General features: G+C 38.7%; 19 protein-coding genes. 11 read left to right on the top strand and 8 right to left on the bottom strand.

The features are described from left to right. The first annotated feature begins 4 nt into the window (after positions 1–4). A complete protein-coding gene (locus GJU32_RS12955) occupies positions 5–1,657 on the top strand; it encodes a M20/M25/M40 family metallo-hydrolase (RefSeq protein WP_155592370.1) in 1,653 nt (550 codons plus the stop codon). A gap of 321 nt (positions 1,658–1,978) precedes the next feature. On the opposite strand, the gene GJU32_RS12950 is transcribed toward GJU32_RS12955, so the two are convergent. The 3 genes from GJU32_RS12950 to fdhF are packed head-to-tail and all read right to left on the bottom strand — an operon-like array spanning position 1,979 to position 6,460. Continuing rightward, on the bottom strand, positions 1,979–3,025 hold the full coding sequence (locus GJU32_RS12950; RefSeq protein ID WP_155592369.1) for an Mrp/NBP35 family ATP-binding protein: 1,047 nt from the start codon (positions 3,023–3,025) through the stop codon (positions 1,979–1,981). A 14-nt stretch (positions 3,026–3,039) separates the two neighbouring features. Then, positions 3,040–3,519 (bottom strand): helical membrane plugin domain-containing protein, encoded by a 480-nt coding sequence (locus GJU32_RS12945; protein WP_155592368.1) that lies wholly within the window; start codon positions 3,517–3,519, stop codon positions 3,040–3,042. Between the two features lie 4 nt (positions 3,520–3,523). Then, positions 3,524–6,460: a formate dehydrogenase subunit alpha gene (fdhF, locus tag GJU32_RS12940; RefSeq protein WP_155592367.1), complete on the bottom strand. Its 2,937-nt coding sequence runs from the start codon at positions 6,458–6,460 to the stop codon at positions 3,524–3,526. Positions 6,461–7,037: 577 nt separating this feature from the next. On the opposite strand from fdhF, the gene GJU32_RS12935 reads away from it, so the two are divergent. Genes GJU32_RS12935 through moaA form a run of 3 tightly spaced genes read left to right on the top strand, consistent with a single transcriptional unit; the run spans position 7,038 to position 9,230 of the window. Next, positions 7,038–7,385: a Na-translocating system protein MpsC family protein gene (locus tag GJU32_RS12935; protein ID WP_155592366.1), complete on the top strand. Its 348-nt coding sequence runs from the start codon at positions 7,038–7,040 to the stop codon at positions 7,383–7,385. A 12-nt stretch (positions 7,386–7,397) separates the two neighbouring features. Further along, positions 7,398–8,213: a formate dehydrogenase accessory sulfurtransferase FdhD gene (gene fdhD, locus GJU32_RS12930; protein WP_155592365.1), complete on the top strand. Its 816-nt coding sequence runs from the start codon at positions 7,398–7,400 to the stop codon at positions 8,211–8,213. Then, positions 8,214–9,230: a GTP 3',8-cyclase MoaA gene (moaA, locus tag GJU32_RS12925; RefSeq protein WP_155592364.1), complete on the top strand. Its 1,017-nt coding sequence runs from the start codon at positions 8,214–8,216 to the stop codon at positions 9,228–9,230. Between the two features lie 48 nt (positions 9,231–9,278). Here moaA and moaC read toward each other — a convergent pair whose 3' ends face one another. The 3 genes from moaC to GJU32_RS12910 are packed head-to-tail and all read right to left on the bottom strand — an operon-like array spanning position 9,279 to position 10,835. Beyond that, on the bottom strand, positions 9,279–9,761 hold the full coding sequence (gene moaC / locus GJU32_RS12920) for a cyclic pyranopterin monophosphate synthase MoaC (protein ID WP_155592363.1): 483 nt from the start codon (positions 9,759–9,761) through the stop codon (positions 9,279–9,281). After that, complete coding sequence (locus tag GJU32_RS12915; RefSeq protein WP_155592362.1) at positions 9,754–10,344, bottom strand: molybdenum cofactor guanylyltransferase; 591 nt, start codon at positions 10,342–10,344, stop codon at positions 9,754–9,756. Before GJU32_RS12915 ends, moaC begins: the two co-directional genes overlap by 8 nt. Beyond that, on the bottom strand, positions 10,341–10,835 hold the full coding sequence (locus GJU32_RS12910) for a MogA/MoaB family molybdenum cofactor biosynthesis protein (RefSeq protein WP_155592361.1): 495 nt from the start codon (positions 10,833–10,835) through the stop codon (positions 10,341–10,343). Before GJU32_RS12910 ends, GJU32_RS12915 begins: the two co-directional genes overlap by 4 nt. A gap of 107 nt (positions 10,836–10,942) precedes the next feature. Between GJU32_RS12910 and GJU32_RS12905 the strand changes: the two genes are divergently transcribed. The 5 genes from GJU32_RS12905 to moaD are packed head-to-tail and all read left to right on the top strand — an operon-like array spanning position 10,943 to position 14,452. Continuing rightward, positions 10,943–11,959, top strand: coding sequence for a thiazole biosynthesis adenylyltransferase ThiF (locus GJU32_RS12905; protein WP_155592360.1), 1,017 nt, complete (start codon positions 10,943–10,945; stop codon positions 11,957–11,959). 13 nt (positions 11,960–11,972) lie between these two features. After that, the gene (locus tag GJU32_RS12900; RefSeq protein ID WP_155592359.1) at positions 11,973–13,262 is read left to right on the top strand and encodes a molybdopterin molybdotransferase MoeA; all 1,290 of its coding nucleotides are present in this window, start codon (positions 11,973–11,975) and stop codon (positions 13,260–13,262) included. Continuing rightward, entirely contained in the window at positions 13,226–13,750 is a 525-nt protein-coding gene (gene mobB, locus GJU32_RS12895; protein ID WP_155592358.1) for a molybdopterin-guanine dinucleotide biosynthesis protein B, read from the top strand. The genes GJU32_RS12900 and mobB overlap by 37 nt, the downstream gene beginning before the upstream one ends. Further along, on the top strand, positions 13,747–14,226 hold the full coding sequence (locus GJU32_RS12890) for a molybdenum cofactor biosynthesis protein MoaE (RefSeq protein WP_155592357.1): 480 nt from the start codon (positions 13,747–13,749) through the stop codon (positions 14,224–14,226). Before mobB ends, GJU32_RS12890 begins: the two co-directional genes overlap by 4 nt. Next, the gene (gene moaD, locus GJU32_RS12885; RefSeq protein ID WP_155592420.1) at positions 14,219–14,452 is read left to right on the top strand and encodes a molybdopterin converting factor subunit 1; all 234 of its coding nucleotides are present in this window, start codon (positions 14,219–14,221) and stop codon (positions 14,450–14,452) included. Before GJU32_RS12890 ends, moaD begins: the two co-directional genes overlap by 8 nt. A gap of 34 nt (positions 14,453–14,486) precedes the next feature. Here moaD and modB read toward each other — a convergent pair whose 3' ends face one another. Then, complete coding sequence (gene modB / locus GJU32_RS12880; RefSeq protein WP_155592356.1) at positions 14,487–15,143, bottom strand: molybdate ABC transporter permease subunit; 657 nt, start codon at positions 15,141–15,143, stop codon at positions 14,487–14,489. A gap of 3 nt (positions 15,144–15,146) precedes the next feature. After that, the gene (modA, locus tag GJU32_RS12875) at positions 15,147–15,932 is read right to left on the bottom strand and encodes a molybdate ABC transporter substrate-binding protein (protein WP_155592355.1); all 786 of its coding nucleotides are present in this window, start codon (positions 15,930–15,932) and stop codon (positions 15,147–15,149) included. Between the two features lie 161 nt (positions 15,933–16,093). Here modA and GJU32_RS12870 point away from each other — a divergent pair, with 161 nt between their 5' ends. Continuing rightward, complete coding sequence (locus tag GJU32_RS12870; protein WP_155592354.1) at positions 16,094–17,020, top strand: helix-turn-helix transcriptional regulator; 927 nt, start codon at positions 16,094–16,096, stop codon at positions 17,018–17,020. Between the two features lie 253 nt (positions 17,021–17,273). Beyond that, entirely contained in the window at positions 17,274–17,867 is a 594-nt protein-coding gene (locus tag GJU32_RS12865; protein WP_155592353.1) for a trimeric intracellular cation channel family protein, read from the top strand. The last annotated feature ends 247 nt before the right edge of the window (positions 17,868–18,114 follow it).

Below are 18,114 nucleotides of genomic sequence, written 5' to 3'. Positions count from 1 at the left end.
ATAGATGTTAAAAACGTATGAAGAAGTATTAAAGGTTACAAACGAGCTTGTAAACATTGAAAGCATTGTTAATACCGAAGGGGAAATTGACATATCAAAGTCACTGGCTAAAACAATTTCTAGCTTACCCTATTTCCTGAAAAATCCCAAGTATGTGTTTATTTCACGAACGATAGATGATGAAGTTGAAAGGTACAATGTGTTTGCATTTGTAAGAGGAACCAAGGGGGATAGTAATAAAACGGTTGTGCTAATGGGACATACAGATACGGTGGGTATCGATGATTATAATAGTTTGAAAGAGAAGGCTTGTTCACCTAATGAACTCCATGAAGCGTTAAAAAGTGAAAAAGTTCCGCCATTGGTACGAGAGCATTTAGAATCAAATGAATGGTTATTTGGAAGAGGAACACTTGATATGAAAAGTGGTGTTGCAAGCCATTATTATCTATTAAAATATTATTCAGAACACCCAGAGGAGCTGAATGGAAATATCGTATTTTTTGCTGAGTGTGATGAAGAAGATAGCTCACATGGAGTACTATCCGGTTTAAATGATTTAAAAAGGCTAAAAGAAGAATATGGATTTGATTATGCGGCATTAATAAACTCCGATTTTGTTGCTCCTAAGTATGAGGGGGATGAAAGTAGATATATATATAAAGGTAGCGTTGGTAAACTACTCCCTTCTTTTTATATTACTGGGGTGGAAAGCCATGTAGGTTCTAGTTTTGAAGGAATCGACCCTAACTATATTGCTGCGGAGTTAACTAGACAAATTTCATATAACCCAGAATTATGTGATAAGGCGTTAGGAGAAACACCGATGCCACCTGTAAGTTTGAAGCAAACTGATTTCAAAGAGACGTATACAGTTCAGACAGCTCTTGCTTCATATGTATATTATAACTTCTTTGTGCAATCATGGTCACCTAAAGATGTCTTAGAAAAGTTGAAAGACCATGCTGAAAGTGCATTTAATAATGCAATAACCAATTTAAACAATCATTATAAGAGATATTGCGAAATTAGTGGGCAGGAATATACAAAATTGCCATGGAAGACTAGGGTATTGTTCTATGAAGAATTAGAACAATCAATTATTGCAGAATCTGGGGAAACTTACAAAGAACATATAAAAAATTTTAAACATGAACTATTAAAAAATAAACAATTAGATGTACGTATGTATTCAGCAAGGGTTGTAGAAGAAGTTTGGAAGTGGGCGAGGGATAAGAGTCCTGCAATCATTATTTTTTATTCCTCATTGTACTCACCGTGTGTAGAAGTAACTGGGAAAAATGAAAAGGAAAAAAATTTACTAATGGCTTTAGATTATGCTGTTGAGAAAGTTCAACCACATTATGATAAACCTATTGTACAGAAAAACTATTTCCCCCATATTTGTGATATGAGTTGTGTGGCTATAAATGTCGATGAAGACAGTGTGAATTCAGTTGTCAACAATAATCCTAGTTGGGGAACCAAACATTATGTAAATTATGATGCAATTAGAGAACTAAATATCCCTGCAATCAATATCGGGCCATATGGATATGATGCACATAATAGATTTGAAAGAACCGAATTGAAATACACTATGGAAATAATGCCTAATTTAACAAAACTAGTAGTAGATAAATTACTTGATAATTAATGAAAATTAGGGGTATTCGTTTGTTTGAAATTTGATAATTTTTTTAAAAATAGTAGCATGAACATACACCAAAGATAAATGCTGTGGTGAAATACTAGAACGTTAAATTCTTCTAATACCTGTTTGAATGGAACTCCTGCCAATCTTATATCGATTGCCTTCATTTTTACTTCTATTGAATAACTTACTGTTGTTCCATAGAAAAAACACCTCCACGTTGATTGTTTGGTATGTTTATACCCATTCTCAACGAAAGGTGTTTTTATTTGTCTCACTTTTTCAGGTCAGTTCATTGTGTAATAGCAAATCAAGGGATTTATTTTATTTACATAGTAAATCTTCTGCTAGGTGAGTAAATACTTCACCGATTATGGATTCTTCATCATATACCGAAGAACCTGTATTTTCTTCAGGTTGAGCGAAAGGAATGTGAGCTATCACATTTGTCTGCAATAAATCTGCTAGCTGTTCTGCTCCGCCTTGTCCGAATAAATAGTTTTTTTGACCATCTGGCCCTTCAAAATAGGCCATGTTTTCGACAACACCAAGAATGCTGTGTTTTGTATGCTGAGCCATCAAGCCTGCACGGGAAGCGACATGAGAAGCGGCTAGATGCGGTGTTGTCACAATGATTTCCTGTGCTTGTGGAATCATCGCTGCCATATCGATCGCGACATCTCCTGTACCAGGTGGTAAATCTATGAGGAGATAGTCTAACTCTCCCCACAGTGTGTTGACAAGGAAATTACGAATCCATTTGTTGAGCATAGGTCCACGCCACATAACTGGTTGGTTGTCATTTGTAAAAAAGCCCATCGACATCATTTTAACTCCATGACTTTCAACTGGAATAGCGGTTTGGTCAAGCATGGTAGGTTTTTGATCAATCTTCATCATGGCAGGGATGCTGAAACCATAGATATCGGCATCTAAAATACCTACACGTTTGCCAAGACGGGCAAGAGCCACAGCTAAATTAATCGTCACGGTTGATTTACCAACACCACCTTTACCACTTGTTACGGCAATGAATTGAACGCCAGAATTAAGCAGCAACATGTTTGGCATCCCTTGTTCTGTCACATTTTTCGCTTGAAGGGAGGTAGTTAATGCACGCCGTTCTTGATCTGTCATAGCTCCAAAGTTAATGGCAACTTTGGAGGCACCAATAGCTTGTAATGCCTCCTCCACATCCTGCTGAATTTTTGCTTTTAAAGGGCATCCTGGAATAGTCAAAATAATATCAAGTGATATATGTGTGCCATTGACTTGAATATTACGTACCATATTCAAATCCACGATACTTTGGTGAAGTTCAGGATCTTCCACTTGTTTTAATGCGTTTACAATATCTTCTTTTACTAACATTTTAGGTAACCACCTTACTCTTTTAAGCCTTTGCCCAGTCCTTTTAAGAAATGGACGCCAAAATTGAGCGCTCGATTGACATCTGGATCATTTAACATTTTTACGAGCTTAAACGCACTGACCTTTTCATCGGATTCAAGTGCTTTGTTGGCTTCATCGACACCTGCGTTTAAGCCTTCAATAAGTTTTGTCGTTGTCTCTGGATTCAGTTCCGTCAATGCTCCCGCAACACCCATTAAATTGTTGATGATATTCGTCACAGGCTTACGCGTTAATTGTCCAAGTGCAACATGGGCAACTTCCTCTTTGGCTTCTAGTAGTTTGGTAGCTGCCTCTAGTGCACCAATATCATTTAATTCAGCCATAATGGTAAACACTTGATTGACCGCTTCTTCATGATCAGAAAGCAGTTGTTTTAGATTGTCTAATTTTTGTTCCTTTAGTTGTTCTTCCGTTAATTGTTGTTTTTTAATGCTTGTAATGGGTACAGCCATGCTCTCACTCTCTTTCGTTAATGGTTGTTAAGTGAACGTAGCCAGGACGATTCCATTTCCGTTGTACCTCAACACCATTTTGAGGATGACGCTTTTTATAGCGTGGGTTTGTGCGAGGAAGTGGTGTTTTACCTTTTGGTTTTAGCACTTCTACTCGCACTTTTGTTTGTTTATAGGCTGGTGTTGATGTATTAACATCTGCTGCAGGCCCAGTTAAGAAGTTGATGGCTGAATCTTTGCTAACCGAGTTCATTGGTAAGAATAATTCGTTCCCTTGCACGCGATCTGTGACAAGAGCATTTAGCTTTAATGCACCATAAGGAGACACTAAACGTAGTAGTGCTCCATCTTCAATGCCTCGTTCTTTAGCCAACTCTGGTGATACTTCAACGAAAATTTCAGGTACTTTCGATTGAATACCTTTCGATTTATTTGTTAGATTGCCTTCATGGAAGTGTTCAAGCATACGGCCATTATTAATATGGCAATCGTACTGTGCCTCAAATTCAACAGGTTGTACCCAATCATTTAAAGCAAAACGAGCCTTCTTATCAGGGAAGTTAAAACCATCTTCATATAATAAAGGCGTATCCTTTCCATCATGACTACCCCAGCAGAAGCTTCCCCAGCCCTCTAAAACATCATAGTTAGCTTGTGAGAAAAGGGGAGAAAGGCTCGCCATTTCATTAAAAATGTCACTTGGATGATCATAATGCCAATCTGCACCTAATCGACGAGCAACGGCTTGAAGGATCTCCCAATCTGCTTTTGACTCACCAAGCGTTGGTAATACTTGATACAGGCGCTGAACGCGACGTTCTGTATTGGTGAATGTACCTTCTTTTTCAAGGGAAGGAGCAGCAGGTAAAATCACATCCGCATATTGTGCTGTACGAGATAGGAAACAATCTTGGACAACGAAAAAGTCTAGTTGTGAAAGAACCTCATCTACATGATTGGCGTTACAGTCAACAAGTGCCATATCCTCGCCCACTAAATACATAGCTTTCATTTTGCCTTCCATAATGGCATCTAACATTTGCATGTTAGTACGACCAGGTTGTGGCTGAATGTTGACACCGTATGCTTTTTCGAATTTTATACGTGCCTCATCATCTGTCACTTTTTGATAGCCTGGTAATAGATTTGGCAGTGTCCCCATGTCGCATGCACCTTGAACATTGTTATGACCACGAAGAGGGTAAGCACCAGCCCCAGGACGACGATAGTTCCCCGTTGCTAAAAGTAAATTTGAAATCGCCGCGGATGTATAAGAGCCTCCTGTATTTTGAGTTACGCCCATACCCCAAAGAACACATGTCCCATCTGCATCACGAATCATTTCAGCAACTTCTATTAATGTTTCTTTGGCAATACCAGTCATTTCTTGCGCATAATCAAGTGTATATGTTTCAAGTACATGTTTAAAATCATCAAAATGAAGGACATTTTCTCCAATGAAGGCTTCATCATGCCAACCTTGATCGATAATATATTTTGTTACGGCCATTAACCAAACTTGGTCAGTACCTTGTTTTGGACGCATGAAGATGTCTGAACGCTCTGCCATTTCATGTTTACGAATATCGGCAACAATTAATTTTTGACCATGTAATTTATGTGCACGTTTGACACGAGTCGCTAAAACAGGGTGACCTTCAGCCGGGTTAGCGCCAACAATAATAACAAGTCCAGCCTTAGCAATATCTTTAATTGTACCAGCGTCACCACCCAAACCAACTGTACGTAATAAACCGTCAGTAGCTGGCGATTGACAATAACGTGAACAATTATCTACATCATTTGTTTCAAACAATTGACGTGCCATTTTTTGAATCAAGTAATTTTCTTCGTTCGTAATTTTAGAAGAGGAGATAAAGCCTACAGAACCAGGGCCATATTGTTGTTGAATACCCCCAAGCTTTGTCGCAATTAAATCGAGTGCTTCATCCCATGATGATTCAACAAATTCATCATTTTTACGAATTAACGGTTTTGTAATACGTTCCTCGGAATTGATGAAATCCCAGCCGAATTTCCCTTTGACACAAGTAGAAATCGCATTGACTGGACCATCGGAAGGCTGTACTTTTAAAATTTTACGACCTTTTGTCCAAACTTCGAATGAACAACCTACACCACAGAACGTACATACTGTTTTTGTTTTTTTAGTGCGCTTACTACGCATGGCTGCTTCTACTTCTGATACGGCAAAAATACCACTATATCCAGGTTCAACTTCCTTAATCAAACTGATCATTGGATCTAGCATATCCTGTTTCAAGCCAGTCATAAATCCAGCCTCTCCAAGCATGGATTTTTCCATTAAGGCATTACATGGACAAACGGTTACACATTGACCACAACTTACACAGGAAGAATCATTGATCGCAACGCCTGTATCCCAAACTACACGTGGTCTCTCTGTTTCCCAATCAAGAGATAATGTTTCGTTCACCTGTAAATTTTGACAAACTTCAACACATTGACCACATGCAATACATTGGTTAGGGTCATATCGGTAAAATGGGTGTGACATGTCCACTTCATGTGGTTCAACTTTTGGTTTGTATGGATATTTTTGATGCTCGATTTCCATCAATTCTGCTGTGTTGTGTAATGTACAATTCCCATTGTTATTATCACAAACTGTACAGTACAGTAAATGATTTTCGAGTAGACGGTCCATCGCTTCTGTTTGTGCCGCTTTTGCTTTGTCAGAAGTTAATAAAACATTCATGCCGTCTACTGCCTTTGTGGAGCAGGAACGAACTAATTGGCCATTTACCTCCACGATACATGTATCACATGTTTCGATAGGGTCAACAGTTGGCACATGACAGATCTGCGGATGCTGTATGTCATGTTGATTAATGGTATCAAGGATTGTAGCTCCTTCTTTTACATCGTACGGTACGCCATTAATATTAATTTGAGTCAAGGTAACTTCCTCCTTTTGCACTTTGAGACTCATCGGACAACATGATACGGCTTAAGACAAATAGGGAATAATAAATCGAGTTGGTTATTTTTGAAAAAATTGTCTTGTTATCATTGTAATTCCCAATTGTTCTTGAAGCTACCTCAAAATAGGTAATCTGCTAGATCATAACAAGTTATCCATGTCTCGGTTTTCGTAAAAATAAAAAAATCCACCATGAAATGACATGTACAAGACATGCTAATGTTTCATGGTGGATAAAATTCTTAGCAGGCCTTGCTAAAAACTCAATCAACTTTTATTTTTTAATAACAATAGAATTCAACTATTAAAAACACTATGCAACATCGTGACATAGGGATCAAAATAGATCAATTCCATTTGTGATATGTATTATTATAGCCTTTTCCTTCAAAATGGACAATATTTATCATAAAATTTATTAAATGAGAATTATTATCAAGAAGTATTTTCTCTTTTATTTTTTTTCAAGTTGCTATATCATTAACAAACTGTAAGGGTGACCCTCATAACCATTTGCCTAAAAAAGTTTAATTACGATAGGAGAATCGTTGCTATGTCTAAAAAAATACATGAATTTAATGACATGATTCGAAAGTTAAGAAAAGAAGTATTTGGTAAAGGTCCAGAGCGTATTCATACGGTTTTTGTCGAGAATATGGCTGTATCCACTTTATACGGAAATATCACACCGACGGAGAAATTCATTGCAAGCACTCCGGAAGGTCTAAAAATGGTGCATGCTGCAAGAACGAGTATGATCCAAGAATTATATACGCAATCTCCACCAGAGGGTATGGAAGAACTGATGGGTAGTAAATTACTCCACCTATTTTCAGATATAAAAATTGAAGAGGATTTTGCAATTTCCGTCTTTGTTTTTGACAAGAATATCAGCGAATAAAGGGGATGCCTTATGGATAGAGCGATAACGAGGAAAATTATGCGCGTAGAAGGGCAGCAAGTGAAAGAAATAGATGACTTGGTTGTCTCAGAATACGCTGTTACTGTGAAAATAAATCAGCAAGAATTTGTGACGATGGTTTGTACACCAGAGTACGTGGAGGATATGGTTATCGGATATTTAGCTTCTGAGCGAGTGATCCGTAGCTATGAGGATATTGAGGAAATTTGGCACCAAGAAAAAGAAGGCTTTGTGCATATCAAAACAAAACATGTCAATCCATATTATCAACAAACACAAAACAAGCGTTATATTACGTCTTGTTGTGGAATGAGTCGACAAGGTTTTGTGTTTACGAATGATGCATTAGTGGCGAAAAAGATGGAAGATGTTCATGTGCAAATGACGACGGAGGATTGCTTCCGTTTAATGCATGCGATGCAGGATGGTGCTGACATATTTAAAAAAACAGGCGGTGTGCATAATGCAGCACTATGTGATGTCAATGGCATTGTGTTAAGTCGCATGGATATTGGACGTCATAACGCTTTAGATAAAATTTACGGCTATTGCTTACGCAACAACATCAGTATGCAAGACAAAATTATTGTATTTAGCGGACGAATATCATCGGAAATTTTACTAAAGGTCTCTAAAATAGGCTGTGCAATTGTGCTATCTAAATCAGCACCAACCGAATTAGCCTTACAATTGGCTGAGCAACTTGGGATTACAACGGTTGGCTTTATTAGGCAAAGCTCATTGAATATTTATACACATCCACAGCGCATCCTATTACCAGCTAATAAACTGAAAGAAGGAGATTAAATGACGAATCTACAAGACCAATTACACAGACCGCTAAGAGATTTAAGAATATCCGTGACAGATCGCTGTAATTTTCGCTGTCGCTATTGCATGCCAGCAGAAATATTTGGTCCAGATTACGCATTTTTACCATCTGATAAAATATTAAATTTTGATGAGATTGAACGATTAGTAAAAATTTTTGTTACATTAGGCGTGAAAAAAGTTCGGATTACGGGCGGGGAGCCATTACTACGTCGTGATTTGCCCGAATTAATTGCACGTATTCACCGCATAGAGGGTGTAGAAGATATTGCTTTAACAACGAATGGCTCTTTATTAAAAAAATATGCACAGCCATTGGCACAAGCTGGCTTATCCCGAGTCTCCGTTAGTCTAGACTCACTTGATGATGAGCGTTTTTTCGAGATGAATGGTCATCGAGGCAAGGTATTGACGGTGTTAGAGGGAATTGAAAAGGCAGCAGAAGCAGGTTTACAAGTAAAAATTAATATGGTTGTTCAAAAAGGAAAGAATGATCAAGATATCGTTACAATGGCACAATTTTTTAAAGAAAAACACCATATTCTACGTTTTATTGAGTATATGGATGTAGGGAATTCGAACGGTTGGCGTTTAGATGATGTGGTGTCCAAAAAAGACATTATCGATCACATCCATCAGTTTTCTCCATTACAGCCAGTGGCTCCAAATTACAAGGGGGAAGTGGCAACGCGTTATCAATATCAAGACGCACAAGGTGAGATTGGTGTGATCTCGTCTGTGACTGATTCCTTCTGCTCCAATTGCTCACGTGCGCGTCTCTCTGCGGAAGGGTCACTATATACTTGTTTATTTGCAACAGCAGGAACGGATTTAAGAGAGTTGTTACGATCTGGGCAAGACGATGCAGCCATCATCAAGTGTATTATGAACGTTTGGGAGACAAGGAATGATCGTTATTCAGATGAACGCAATGAACAAACAATAGCAAAAAGGAAAAATTCAAAAATTGAAATGTCTCATATTGGGGGATAGAGTGAAAAAAACAGAAAAAATCGGCAAAATAATGCCGAATTTTTCTGTTTATTTATGCACAAAAGTGCCACTTTTCCCACCTGTTTTTTCCACAAGATAGGTTTCTTTAATGACCATTGTTTTATCAACGGCTTTACACATATCATAAAAAGTTAGAGCAGCGATGGACACAGCAGTGAGGGCTTCCATTTCAACACCGGTTTTCCCACTACATTTGACAGTGGCTTGAATATGGAGCTCATAACCATCTTCTGTTTTTTGATAGTCGAATTGGAAATCGGTTCCTTGTAGCATGATGGGATGGCACATGGGTATGATATCGGCGGTTTTTTTAGCCCCCATGATCCCTGCAATTTGAGCAACTTGCGTCGGATCACCTTTTTTAATACCACCTTGTTGGATAGCTTGATAGACTTCATTGGATAAAGTAATCGTACTACGAGCGATGGCTGTACGTGTAGTGATTTCTTTTTCTGAGATGTCGACCATTTTGGGGCGACCTTCATCGTTCCAGTGTGTAAAATTATTCATTGTTAGACTCCTTTTTAGTTGTTTGTGACCAGTCGTGTTGTGCATTGATATTGATAAATGTTGAGCTATCGTCATCAAAAGGGACATAACAAACACGAAGTTGCTCTAACAGCACTTTCATACTCCGTTTGTTTTGTTCTGTTAATTGTTTTGCCTTTGGTAAAGCTGTGCGACGATATAGTGCAGCTAATGGTTGATCGCGTAGCGCTTGCGTAGGAACAATGGCATCATATGCATCATCAATAAGTACTAACATTTTTTTGATAAAATCGGTATTCATATATGGCATATCGCTCGCTACAACAAAAAACCACTCCACATCAGGATAGGCTGTCATAATATGATGCAAGGCAAAAAGAGGTCCTTGATGTGGCTGCTTTTCAATGAGCCATTGGACTTTTTCCTCTCCAAATTGTGGTTGTAAATGAGCGTTCGTAGCAATGACTATTGGATTTAGCTCATTTTTTTGCAAGGCAATAAGACTATGCTTATATAAAGGCTGACCGGCAAATATTTCAAACATTTTAGGTTGACCATATCGAGAAGATTGACCACCAGCTAACACAATACCAGCAATTTTCATAGGCGATTCAACTCACCTACAAAATGCTGTACAGTAGGGAGAATAAGCTTTGTCATCGCCAATGTTACGGCGTTGGTAGAACCTGGTAAAATATAAATGGCTGTTTGCTGAAGACTTCCAGCTGTGGCACGACTAAACATCGCTTTTGGACCAATTTCTTCGTAGCTGAGTGTTCGAAATAATTCACCAAATCCCATCATTTCTTTTTCAAAAAGAGGCAAGATGGTGTCGTAGGTTTGGTCTCTTGGTGTAAATCCTGTTCCACCTGTGATAATAATGGTATTGATTGTTTTACTACTGCACCAATTCTTGACATGATTAGCGATATCTAGTGGTTCGTCCTTTGTAAGTTGGTAGTCCACTACTTCAAATGTAGCTTCTTGCAATAAGGATTGTATACGCTGACCAGCATGATCATCTGCTTGTGTGCGTGTGTCACTGACCGTTAAAACTGCAACTTGGATTGGTTGCTGGTGATGTGTGGGATGCACAGTAATGACCTCCTTCGATAGTGTTTTGCGGAAAAACATTGCTTTTATTATAATGCTATTAATGAAAAGGTCAAACGAAAATTCAAAGAAAGAAAGGCCTCATACTTATGCAAAATAGATATTCTAGACAACAATTATTTCACCCAATTGGACAAACAGGGCAACAATCCATCCAACAAAAACACGTCCTAATCATTGGTGTGGGTGCTTTAGGAAGTGCTAGTGCAGAAGCACTTGTGCGCGCTGGTATTGGCAAGCTTACCATCATTGATCGGGATTACGTAGAGTGGAGTAATTTACAAAGACAGCAATTATATACAGAGCAAGATGCACAAGAAAAAATACCGAAAGTTATTGCAGCCAAAGCAAGACTTCACAGCATCAACACGGACGTAGAAATTAATACGGCTATTATGGACGCTTGTACAGAGTCTTTGCTGCCATTGTTAGAAAGTGTCGATGTGATGGTCGATGCAACAGATAATTTTGATGTCCGTTTTCTGATGAATGACCTTGCGCAAAAGTACTGTATTCCTTGGGTTTACGGCTCTTGCGTTGGAAGTTATGGTGCAACCTATACGATTGTACCAGGTAAAACACCTTGTTTACATTGCTTGTTAAACGTCATGCCTCATACAGGGATGACTTGTGATACGGTAGGAATTATTAGTCCAACGGTCCAAATCGTTGCAGCTTATCAAGTGGCAGAGGTTTTAAAACTGCTCATTGGAGATGAGAAAGCCTTACGAAAAAGCTATTTAACGTTTGATGTTTGGCAAAATCAGCACTATGAAATTAATGTCGAAAAAGTATGGCAGGCTGATTGTCCATCTTGTGGCAATCAACCGACATATCCTTATTTATCTTATGAAAATCAAACTAAATTACAGATACTTTGTGGACGAGACGCAGTACAAATCCGACCGCCAAAGCCAATTCACTATCAGTTCGACCAGCTGACAAAACAGCTTCGTCCATACGGTGAAATTCAAATGAATCCTTATTTGCTATCTTGCCAAGCAGACGATTACCGAATAGTCATTTTCCAAGATGGGCGAGTTGTGATTCATGGTATACAAGATATAGAAAAGGCGAAAAGCATTTACTATCGATTATTAGGTTAAAGGAGTGTACTAAATGTTAGAAAAAAGACAACCAATTCCTGTCGCAGAAGCTGTTCATCGTGTAATGGACTTTGCCTTCCCAGCAAAAAAGGAGCTTGTGCCTTTAACACAAGCCCATGGACGCTTTATAGCAGAAGCTGTAAGAGCTGATCATGATGTACCAGCCTTTGATCGTTCCCCTTATGATGGCTATGCTATACGCTCGATTGATAGCCAAGAAGCCTCCTCACAACACCCAATCCGTTTTCAAGTCGTTGGGGAAATTGGTGCAGGCTATGTTTATGACGAAGTCGTTGGAGATCGACAAGCTGTCCGTATTATGACAGGTGCACCGATCCCACCAGGGTGTGATGCAGTGGTCATGCTAGAATTAACCCATACATTCGAAGAAAATCATCAAACATATATGTCGATTAAACGGACTTTTGAAGCGGGGTCCAACATTTCGTACAAAGGGGAAGATGTGCAGCAAGGTGCTATCCTCATTGAAAAAGGACAATATATTAATCCCGGCGTGATGGCCTTACTTGCTACTTTTGGTTATGAACAAGTACCTGTTTATCGTAAAACGGTCATTGGTGTGATAGCCACTGGTAGCGAATTACTAGAGCCAGGTGAATCTTTACAGCCAGGCAAAATTCGCAATAGTAATGCGTATATGATGATGGGGCAAATAGAGCGTGCTGGAGCAGAAGTCAAATATTTTGGCAAGTTAAGCGATGATCTCGAATTATGTATTGAGAATGTTGAAAAAGCCTTACAGGAAGTGGATATGTTAATTACAACGGGGGGTGTTTCCGTAGGAGATTATGATTACTTACCAGCCATTTATGAAGCGATAAATGCAAAGGTTTTGTTTAACAAAGTGGCGATGCGCCCAGGTAGTGTGACAACTGTAGCCGCTCGAGAGGGGCAATTACTATTTGGACTTTCTGGTAATCCTTCAGCCTGCTATGTTGGCTTTGAGCTATTTGTACGCCCGATTATTCGCACGGCCTATAGTAATTCACAACCCCATTTACGAAGAGAACAAGCTATTTTAGGTGCGGATTTCACAAAGGCTAATCCATTTACACGCTTTGTAAGGGCGCATGTCTATTATGACAAAGGTCAATTAGTTGTTGAGCCCTCTGGTTTTGATAAATCGAGTGCAGTTTCTTCTTTAGCAACAGCGAACGCGTTCATTGTCTTACCAGGTGGCTCACGTGGCTATGAAAAGGGTATGCAAGTAGATGTTCTATTGTTAGAAGATTTGCAAGGAAGTGAGTGGCCTTGGGACAATATCGAAAAATCTTACAGATAGTTGGCTATCAAAATAGTGGTAAGACGACATTGATGGAGCAATTAATTAAGAGAGCTACAACGGAAGGGCTTCGAGTAGGAACCATTAAGCATCATGGACATGGTGGTGTACCTATAGTAGACGCTTCAAAGGATAGTAGTCGTCATGAGCTTGCAGGTGCGGGTGTCACAGCAGTTGAGGGAGCAGGAACTTTACGTTTGAGTATTCATCAACATAACTGGGAACTTGCTGATATAATAGAGATTTATGCATCCTTTCCAATGGATATTATCTTGATTGAAGGGTATAAAAACGAACATTATCCGAAGGTTGTGCTTTTACGAACAGCACAAGATCAAGCTTTATTACAGCAAGTATCCCAGATTATTTGTGTGCTCTATTGGCCAAGCTATCCACTCGATTCGTCAATCGCTATCCCTGCCTTTTCGATTCATGAAGAAGCACAGTATATGGAGTTTTTATGGAAGGAAATGAGGAAAAAATCATGACTACAGCGTTGTTTGAAATTATCGATAAACCCATTGATGTAGAGGAAGTAAGACAAAAGGTACTTAGTCGAAATGCTGGGGCTATTACACTATTTATTGGCACAGTGCGTGAAATCACAAATGGTAAAAAAACATTGCACTTGGAATATCAAGCCTATCCTGCCATGGCCATTAAAATGTTTGAGCAAATTGCGAAGGAAATACAAGAACAGTGGCCAGAAGCGCAAGTGGCAATTACCCATCGTGTAGGTCATTTAGATATTTCTGATATTGCTGTTGTCATTGCTGTATCATCGCCACATCGTAAAATAGCCTATATGGCGAATGAGTATGCGATTGATCGCATTAAGCAAATTGTGCCTATTTGGAAAAAAGAGCATTGGGAGGACGGTACGGAGTGGATTGGTGATCAATTAGAAAATGTTCCATATCCGCAAGGAAAACCGTCCATTCTTGAGGAGGAAAACCGTGATTAACATCTTATTATTTGCGCACTTACAAGAAGCCGTTGGTGAGTCACAGCTTACTGTAGACCTGTCGGATGTGACCGTTGCTCAGATTAAGGAGTGGCTGGAAAAGCACTATCCACAGCTGTCATTACAACAGATGATGACGGCGATTAATGAGGAATTTGCAACGGATGCAACGATGGTCAAGTCGGGCGACACAATCGCCTTTATCCCACCAATTAGTGGGGGATGACAAAAAGGGTAGTTGGTTTAACCAACTACCCTTTTTAAACTTTCAGTATATGAATGCTAAGCAGCATAAGGAAAGAAATAGCAATCATGCACAGAGCCCATGTCCAGGCAAGGGCCATGTTTCCCGCATCAAGGGCTATATAAATAGCGAGTGGCATTGTTTGTGTTTTTCCTGGAATGTTACCCGCAAACATTAAGGTAGCGCCAAATTCACCTAAAGCTCGTGTGAAGCTTAATATACCACCAGACACGAGTGCCTTTAATGCAAGGGGGATGGAAATATAGAGTAAGACTTGCCACTCATTTGCCCCACCAACACGTGCAGCATTTTCAATATCTCGATCAACAGAGGCAAAACCAGTTTTAGCCGATTGATACATTAATGGAAAGGCAACAATTGTAGAAGCGATGACCGCCGCCCACCATGTAAACATGACGGGCTGATCGAAAAGCCACATAATCAAATTTCCTAGAACGCTATTTTTTCCAAAAATAACGATAAGCAGGAAACCTACAACTGTAGGAGGAAGTACTAGAGGTAACAGCAACACAGTTTCAAGCAATAATTTGCCTTTGAAATGGTGTGTGGTCATCCATTTGCCCATGATAATACCTGCTACGATAGCGATGATTCCTGCGACAAAGGCAATCTCAATCGAAAGCCAAAGTGGAGACCAAAAATCGGTACCCATTTATTATTGAGTTCCTTTAAATCCATACTTTTTAAATATGGTCATTGCCTCATCACTTTGTAAAAAATGATAAAAATCTTCCGCCTCTTGAGCATGTTTACCATTTTTTATCACTCCGACAGGATAAATAATCGGTTTGTGTGTATCATCAGTTGCTGTCGCAACAACATCGACTTTATCTGATACAAGGGCATCCGTTTTATAAACGAGTCCAGCATCAACATTTTCCGTTTCGGTGTAAGTAAGAACTTGTCGAACGTCTTTTGTATAAACCATTTTGGATTCTAGTGAATCCCAAAGTTGCATACTTTTCAACGTGTCCACACCATATTGCCCAGCAGGAACCGTTTCTGGTGTACCGAGCGCAATTTTTCCTGCTTGTTGTAAATCTTCAAAGGATTGAATTTGCTTTTCATTATTTTTTGGAACGATTAATACTAATTCGTTTGCTAAAAGATCAGTTCCTTGCTTTTGATCGATAAGGTCTTTTTCTACAAGGGCATCGAATTTATCTTCTGCTGCTGAAAAGAAAATATCTGCAGGAGCACCCTGTAAAATTTGCTGTTGTAATGCACCTGAACCACCAAAGTTATAGAGGATTTTAATCGTACTGTGTTCTTTTTCATAAGTTGTTTTTAGTTCTTCTAAGGCATCCTGTAAACTAGCCGCTGCAGAAATTGTTAACTCAACGGGTTCGTTTGCTTTCAACTCTTTTTCTTGGTTACCACAAGCTGCTAATAGGCCAACTAGTAGTATCAGTGTCACAAAGAAACTATAAAATTTTTTCATTATGATTTTACTCCTTTTATAACTCGTTATAACAAGACATAACTTATTATAATTAGTTATAAGTGAAAAAGAAAGATTTATTGGTAGAAAATTTCTAGATGTTCATAAGGATATAAATGAGATACCATATAAACAGAGGTTTATAGGAGGGGAATGTTTACATGTCACAAGAACAATCCTATACGATTGAAGAGGTAGCACAATTATTAAAGGTTTCGAAATTAACGATTTATGATTTGGTGAAAAAGGAAGATTTGCCAGTTTTCCGTGTTGGTCGGCAAATGCGTGTAGATCGAGCTGACTTGCAAGCCTATATACAAAAACGTAAAACAGGTACTGCTCCATCAGTGCCGTTGACAACTGCAGCCACTCCAACAAAAAATAATCAAAGAATGATTATTAGTGGGCAAGATTTAGTGCTAGATTTACTGGCAAAATATATCGAGAGAAGACAATCTAATAAAGTATTGCGTTCACATGAAGGTAGTTTTAATGGTGTTATGGCGATGTATAACGGAGAATGTGATATGGCGAGTTTACATATGTTTGATGGTGATACAGGGGACTACAATACCCCTTATTTGAAAAAGATTTTTGTAAGTCACGCTTTTATACTCATCAATGTCGTATCACGTAGAGCGGGTTTCTATGTTCAACAAGGGAACCCTTTAGAAATTAAATCCTTTGAAGACTTTAAGACTAAATCATTTACATTGATTAACCGTGAGAAAGGCTCAGGTGCTCGTACTTTATTAGACGAACAATTGCGCATTCATCACATAGCGCCTTCCACAATTAAAGGGTACCACAATGAAGAAATGAGCCATCTCGATGTCGCCTCTGCTGTCGCAAATGGGTACGCAGATGTTGGCATAGGTATTGAAAAAACTGCTAAACTCATTCATGTTGATTTTATACCTGTTGTCAAAGAGCGTTATGATATTGTGTTGTTTAAAACACCTGAAAATCAACAACTGATTGAAACAGTGAAGGAGATTTTGAACGCACCAGATTTTCAATCAGAAGTGGCTGCATTAGGTGATTACGACCTATCTCAAATGGGTCAAGTCATGTATGAAACGTTGTGATCAAAAATTTTATATTGAGTTTAAAAACTAAATAGATTACAATTTTACTGGGAAATTTGATGGTCGTTGTGTAATGTAAGAATTGCTTAACTTCTATGAAATTTTTAAATCGTACAATGGTGAGATGGATATATTAGTAGGTATAACTGCTTAGATATTAGCCCGCCATAAAATAGCTTGCGTAATTAATGCGCAACTATTTTATGGTGGGCTTTTTTATGTAGGCACATTAAAAAAAGAGGAGTTGAATCGTGTGACTTGGTCCGTATTACACATCATTGGCATTATTGCTTACGCTATTAGCGGAGCATTTGTTGCGTTACAAGCCAAATATTCTTTTATCGGTATATTTGTGCTCGGTCTCACAACGTCCTATGGCGGTTCTATTATTCGAAACGTTGTGCTTGATATACCTGTTGCAGATATATGGGAGCGTCAATCTTTACTAGTCGTATTAATCACACTAACGACAATCTTGTTCGTCAAAAGGAACTGGATTCATCATTGGAATCGATGGGGGTATTTCTTTGATTCTATCGGCCTTGCTTCTTTCGCTATACAAGGAGGACTACTAGCGAAAAGCCTCCATCACGATCTCGGTATCATTATTATTGCTTCCATGTTTACTGGTGTTGGCGGAGGGATGATTCGTGATTTATTAGCTGGTAGAACGCCACTTGCATTAAGAGAAGAAATTCATGCTGTGTTGACATTTTTGTGCGCGCTATGCATTTGGGCAGGGTGGAGCAGCCCTATTGAACTGTCAGCTATCGTTATTTTCATTGTGGTGATTCGAATGTTATCTGTGAATAATAAATTAAAGCTGCCTATGAAACAATCTCACTAATGGTTAATAAAACAGTGATAAATTCGATAACCGTTCACAAGAGAACAGACGTATGGTCGAAGTAGGTGTAGCTAGCTTTTTAGATACAGCACTGAATAAATAGTTGAAAAACTATATTGGTAAAGGAGATATTGATGTATTGCACAAGTTACAGTGAATAACATAATAAAATTGAGAACCAAAAATGGTGATAATATTGGGACTTTTACAGGGTCATAAAATGATTTTAAGATTTCAAGCCATGCGT

It is taken from the genome of Lysinibacillus cavernae (assembly GCF_009724685.1).
GTDB lineage: Bacteria > Bacillota > Bacilli > Bacillales_A > Planococcaceae > Lysinibacillus > Lysinibacillus cavernae.
This window is presented reverse-complemented; position numbering and strand designations above follow the sequence as displayed.

Coding starts and splice junctions, on each gene's coding strand:
- GJU32_RS12890 (WP_155592357.1), top strand. CDS start 13,747: ATGACTACAGCGTTGTTTGAAATTATCGATAAACCCATTGATGTAGAG.
- moaA (WP_155592364.1), top strand. CDS start 8,214: ATGACGAATCTACAAGACCAATTACACAGACCGCTAAGAGATTTAAGA.
- GJU32_RS12950 (WP_155592369.1), bottom strand. CDS start 3,025: ATGTTAGTAAAAGAAGATATTGTAAACGCATTAAAACAAGTGGAAGAT.
- fdhD (WP_155592365.1), top strand. CDS start 7,398: ATGGATAGAGCGATAACGAGGAAAATTATGCGCGTAGAAGGGCAGCAA.
- GJU32_RS12870 (WP_155592354.1), top strand. CDS start 16,094: ATGTCACAAGAACAATCCTATACGATTGAAGAGGTAGCACAATTATTA.
- GJU32_RS12955 (WP_155592370.1), top strand. CDS start 5: ATGTTAAAAACGTATGAAGAAGTATTAAAGGTTACAAACGAGCTTGTA.
- modB (WP_155592356.1), bottom strand. CDS start 15,143: ATGGGTACCGATTTTTGGTCTCCACTTTGGCTTTCGATTGAGATTGCC.
- GJU32_RS12905 (WP_155592360.1), top strand. CDS start 10,943: ATGCAAAATAGATATTCTAGACAACAATTATTTCACCCAATTGGACAA.
- GJU32_RS12900 (WP_155592359.1), top strand. CDS start 11,973: ATGTTAGAAAAAAGACAACCAATTCCTGTCGCAGAAGCTGTTCATCGT.
- modA (WP_155592355.1), bottom strand. CDS start 15,932: ATGAAAAAATTTTATAGTTTCTTTGTGACACTGATACTACTAGTTGGC.
- moaC (WP_155592363.1), bottom strand. CDS start 9,761: ATGAATAATTTTACACACTGGAACGATGAAGGTCGCCCCAAAATGGTC.
- GJU32_RS12945 (WP_155592368.1), bottom strand. CDS start 3,519: ATGGCTGTACCCATTACAAGCATTAAAAAACAACAATTAACGGAAGAA.
- GJU32_RS12935 (WP_155592366.1), top strand. CDS start 7,038: ATGTCTAAAAAAATACATGAATTTAATGACATGATTCGAAAGTTAAGA.
- GJU32_RS12915 (WP_155592362.1), bottom strand. CDS start 10,344: ATGAAAATTGCTGGTATTGTGTTAGCTGGTGGTCAATCTTCTCGATAT.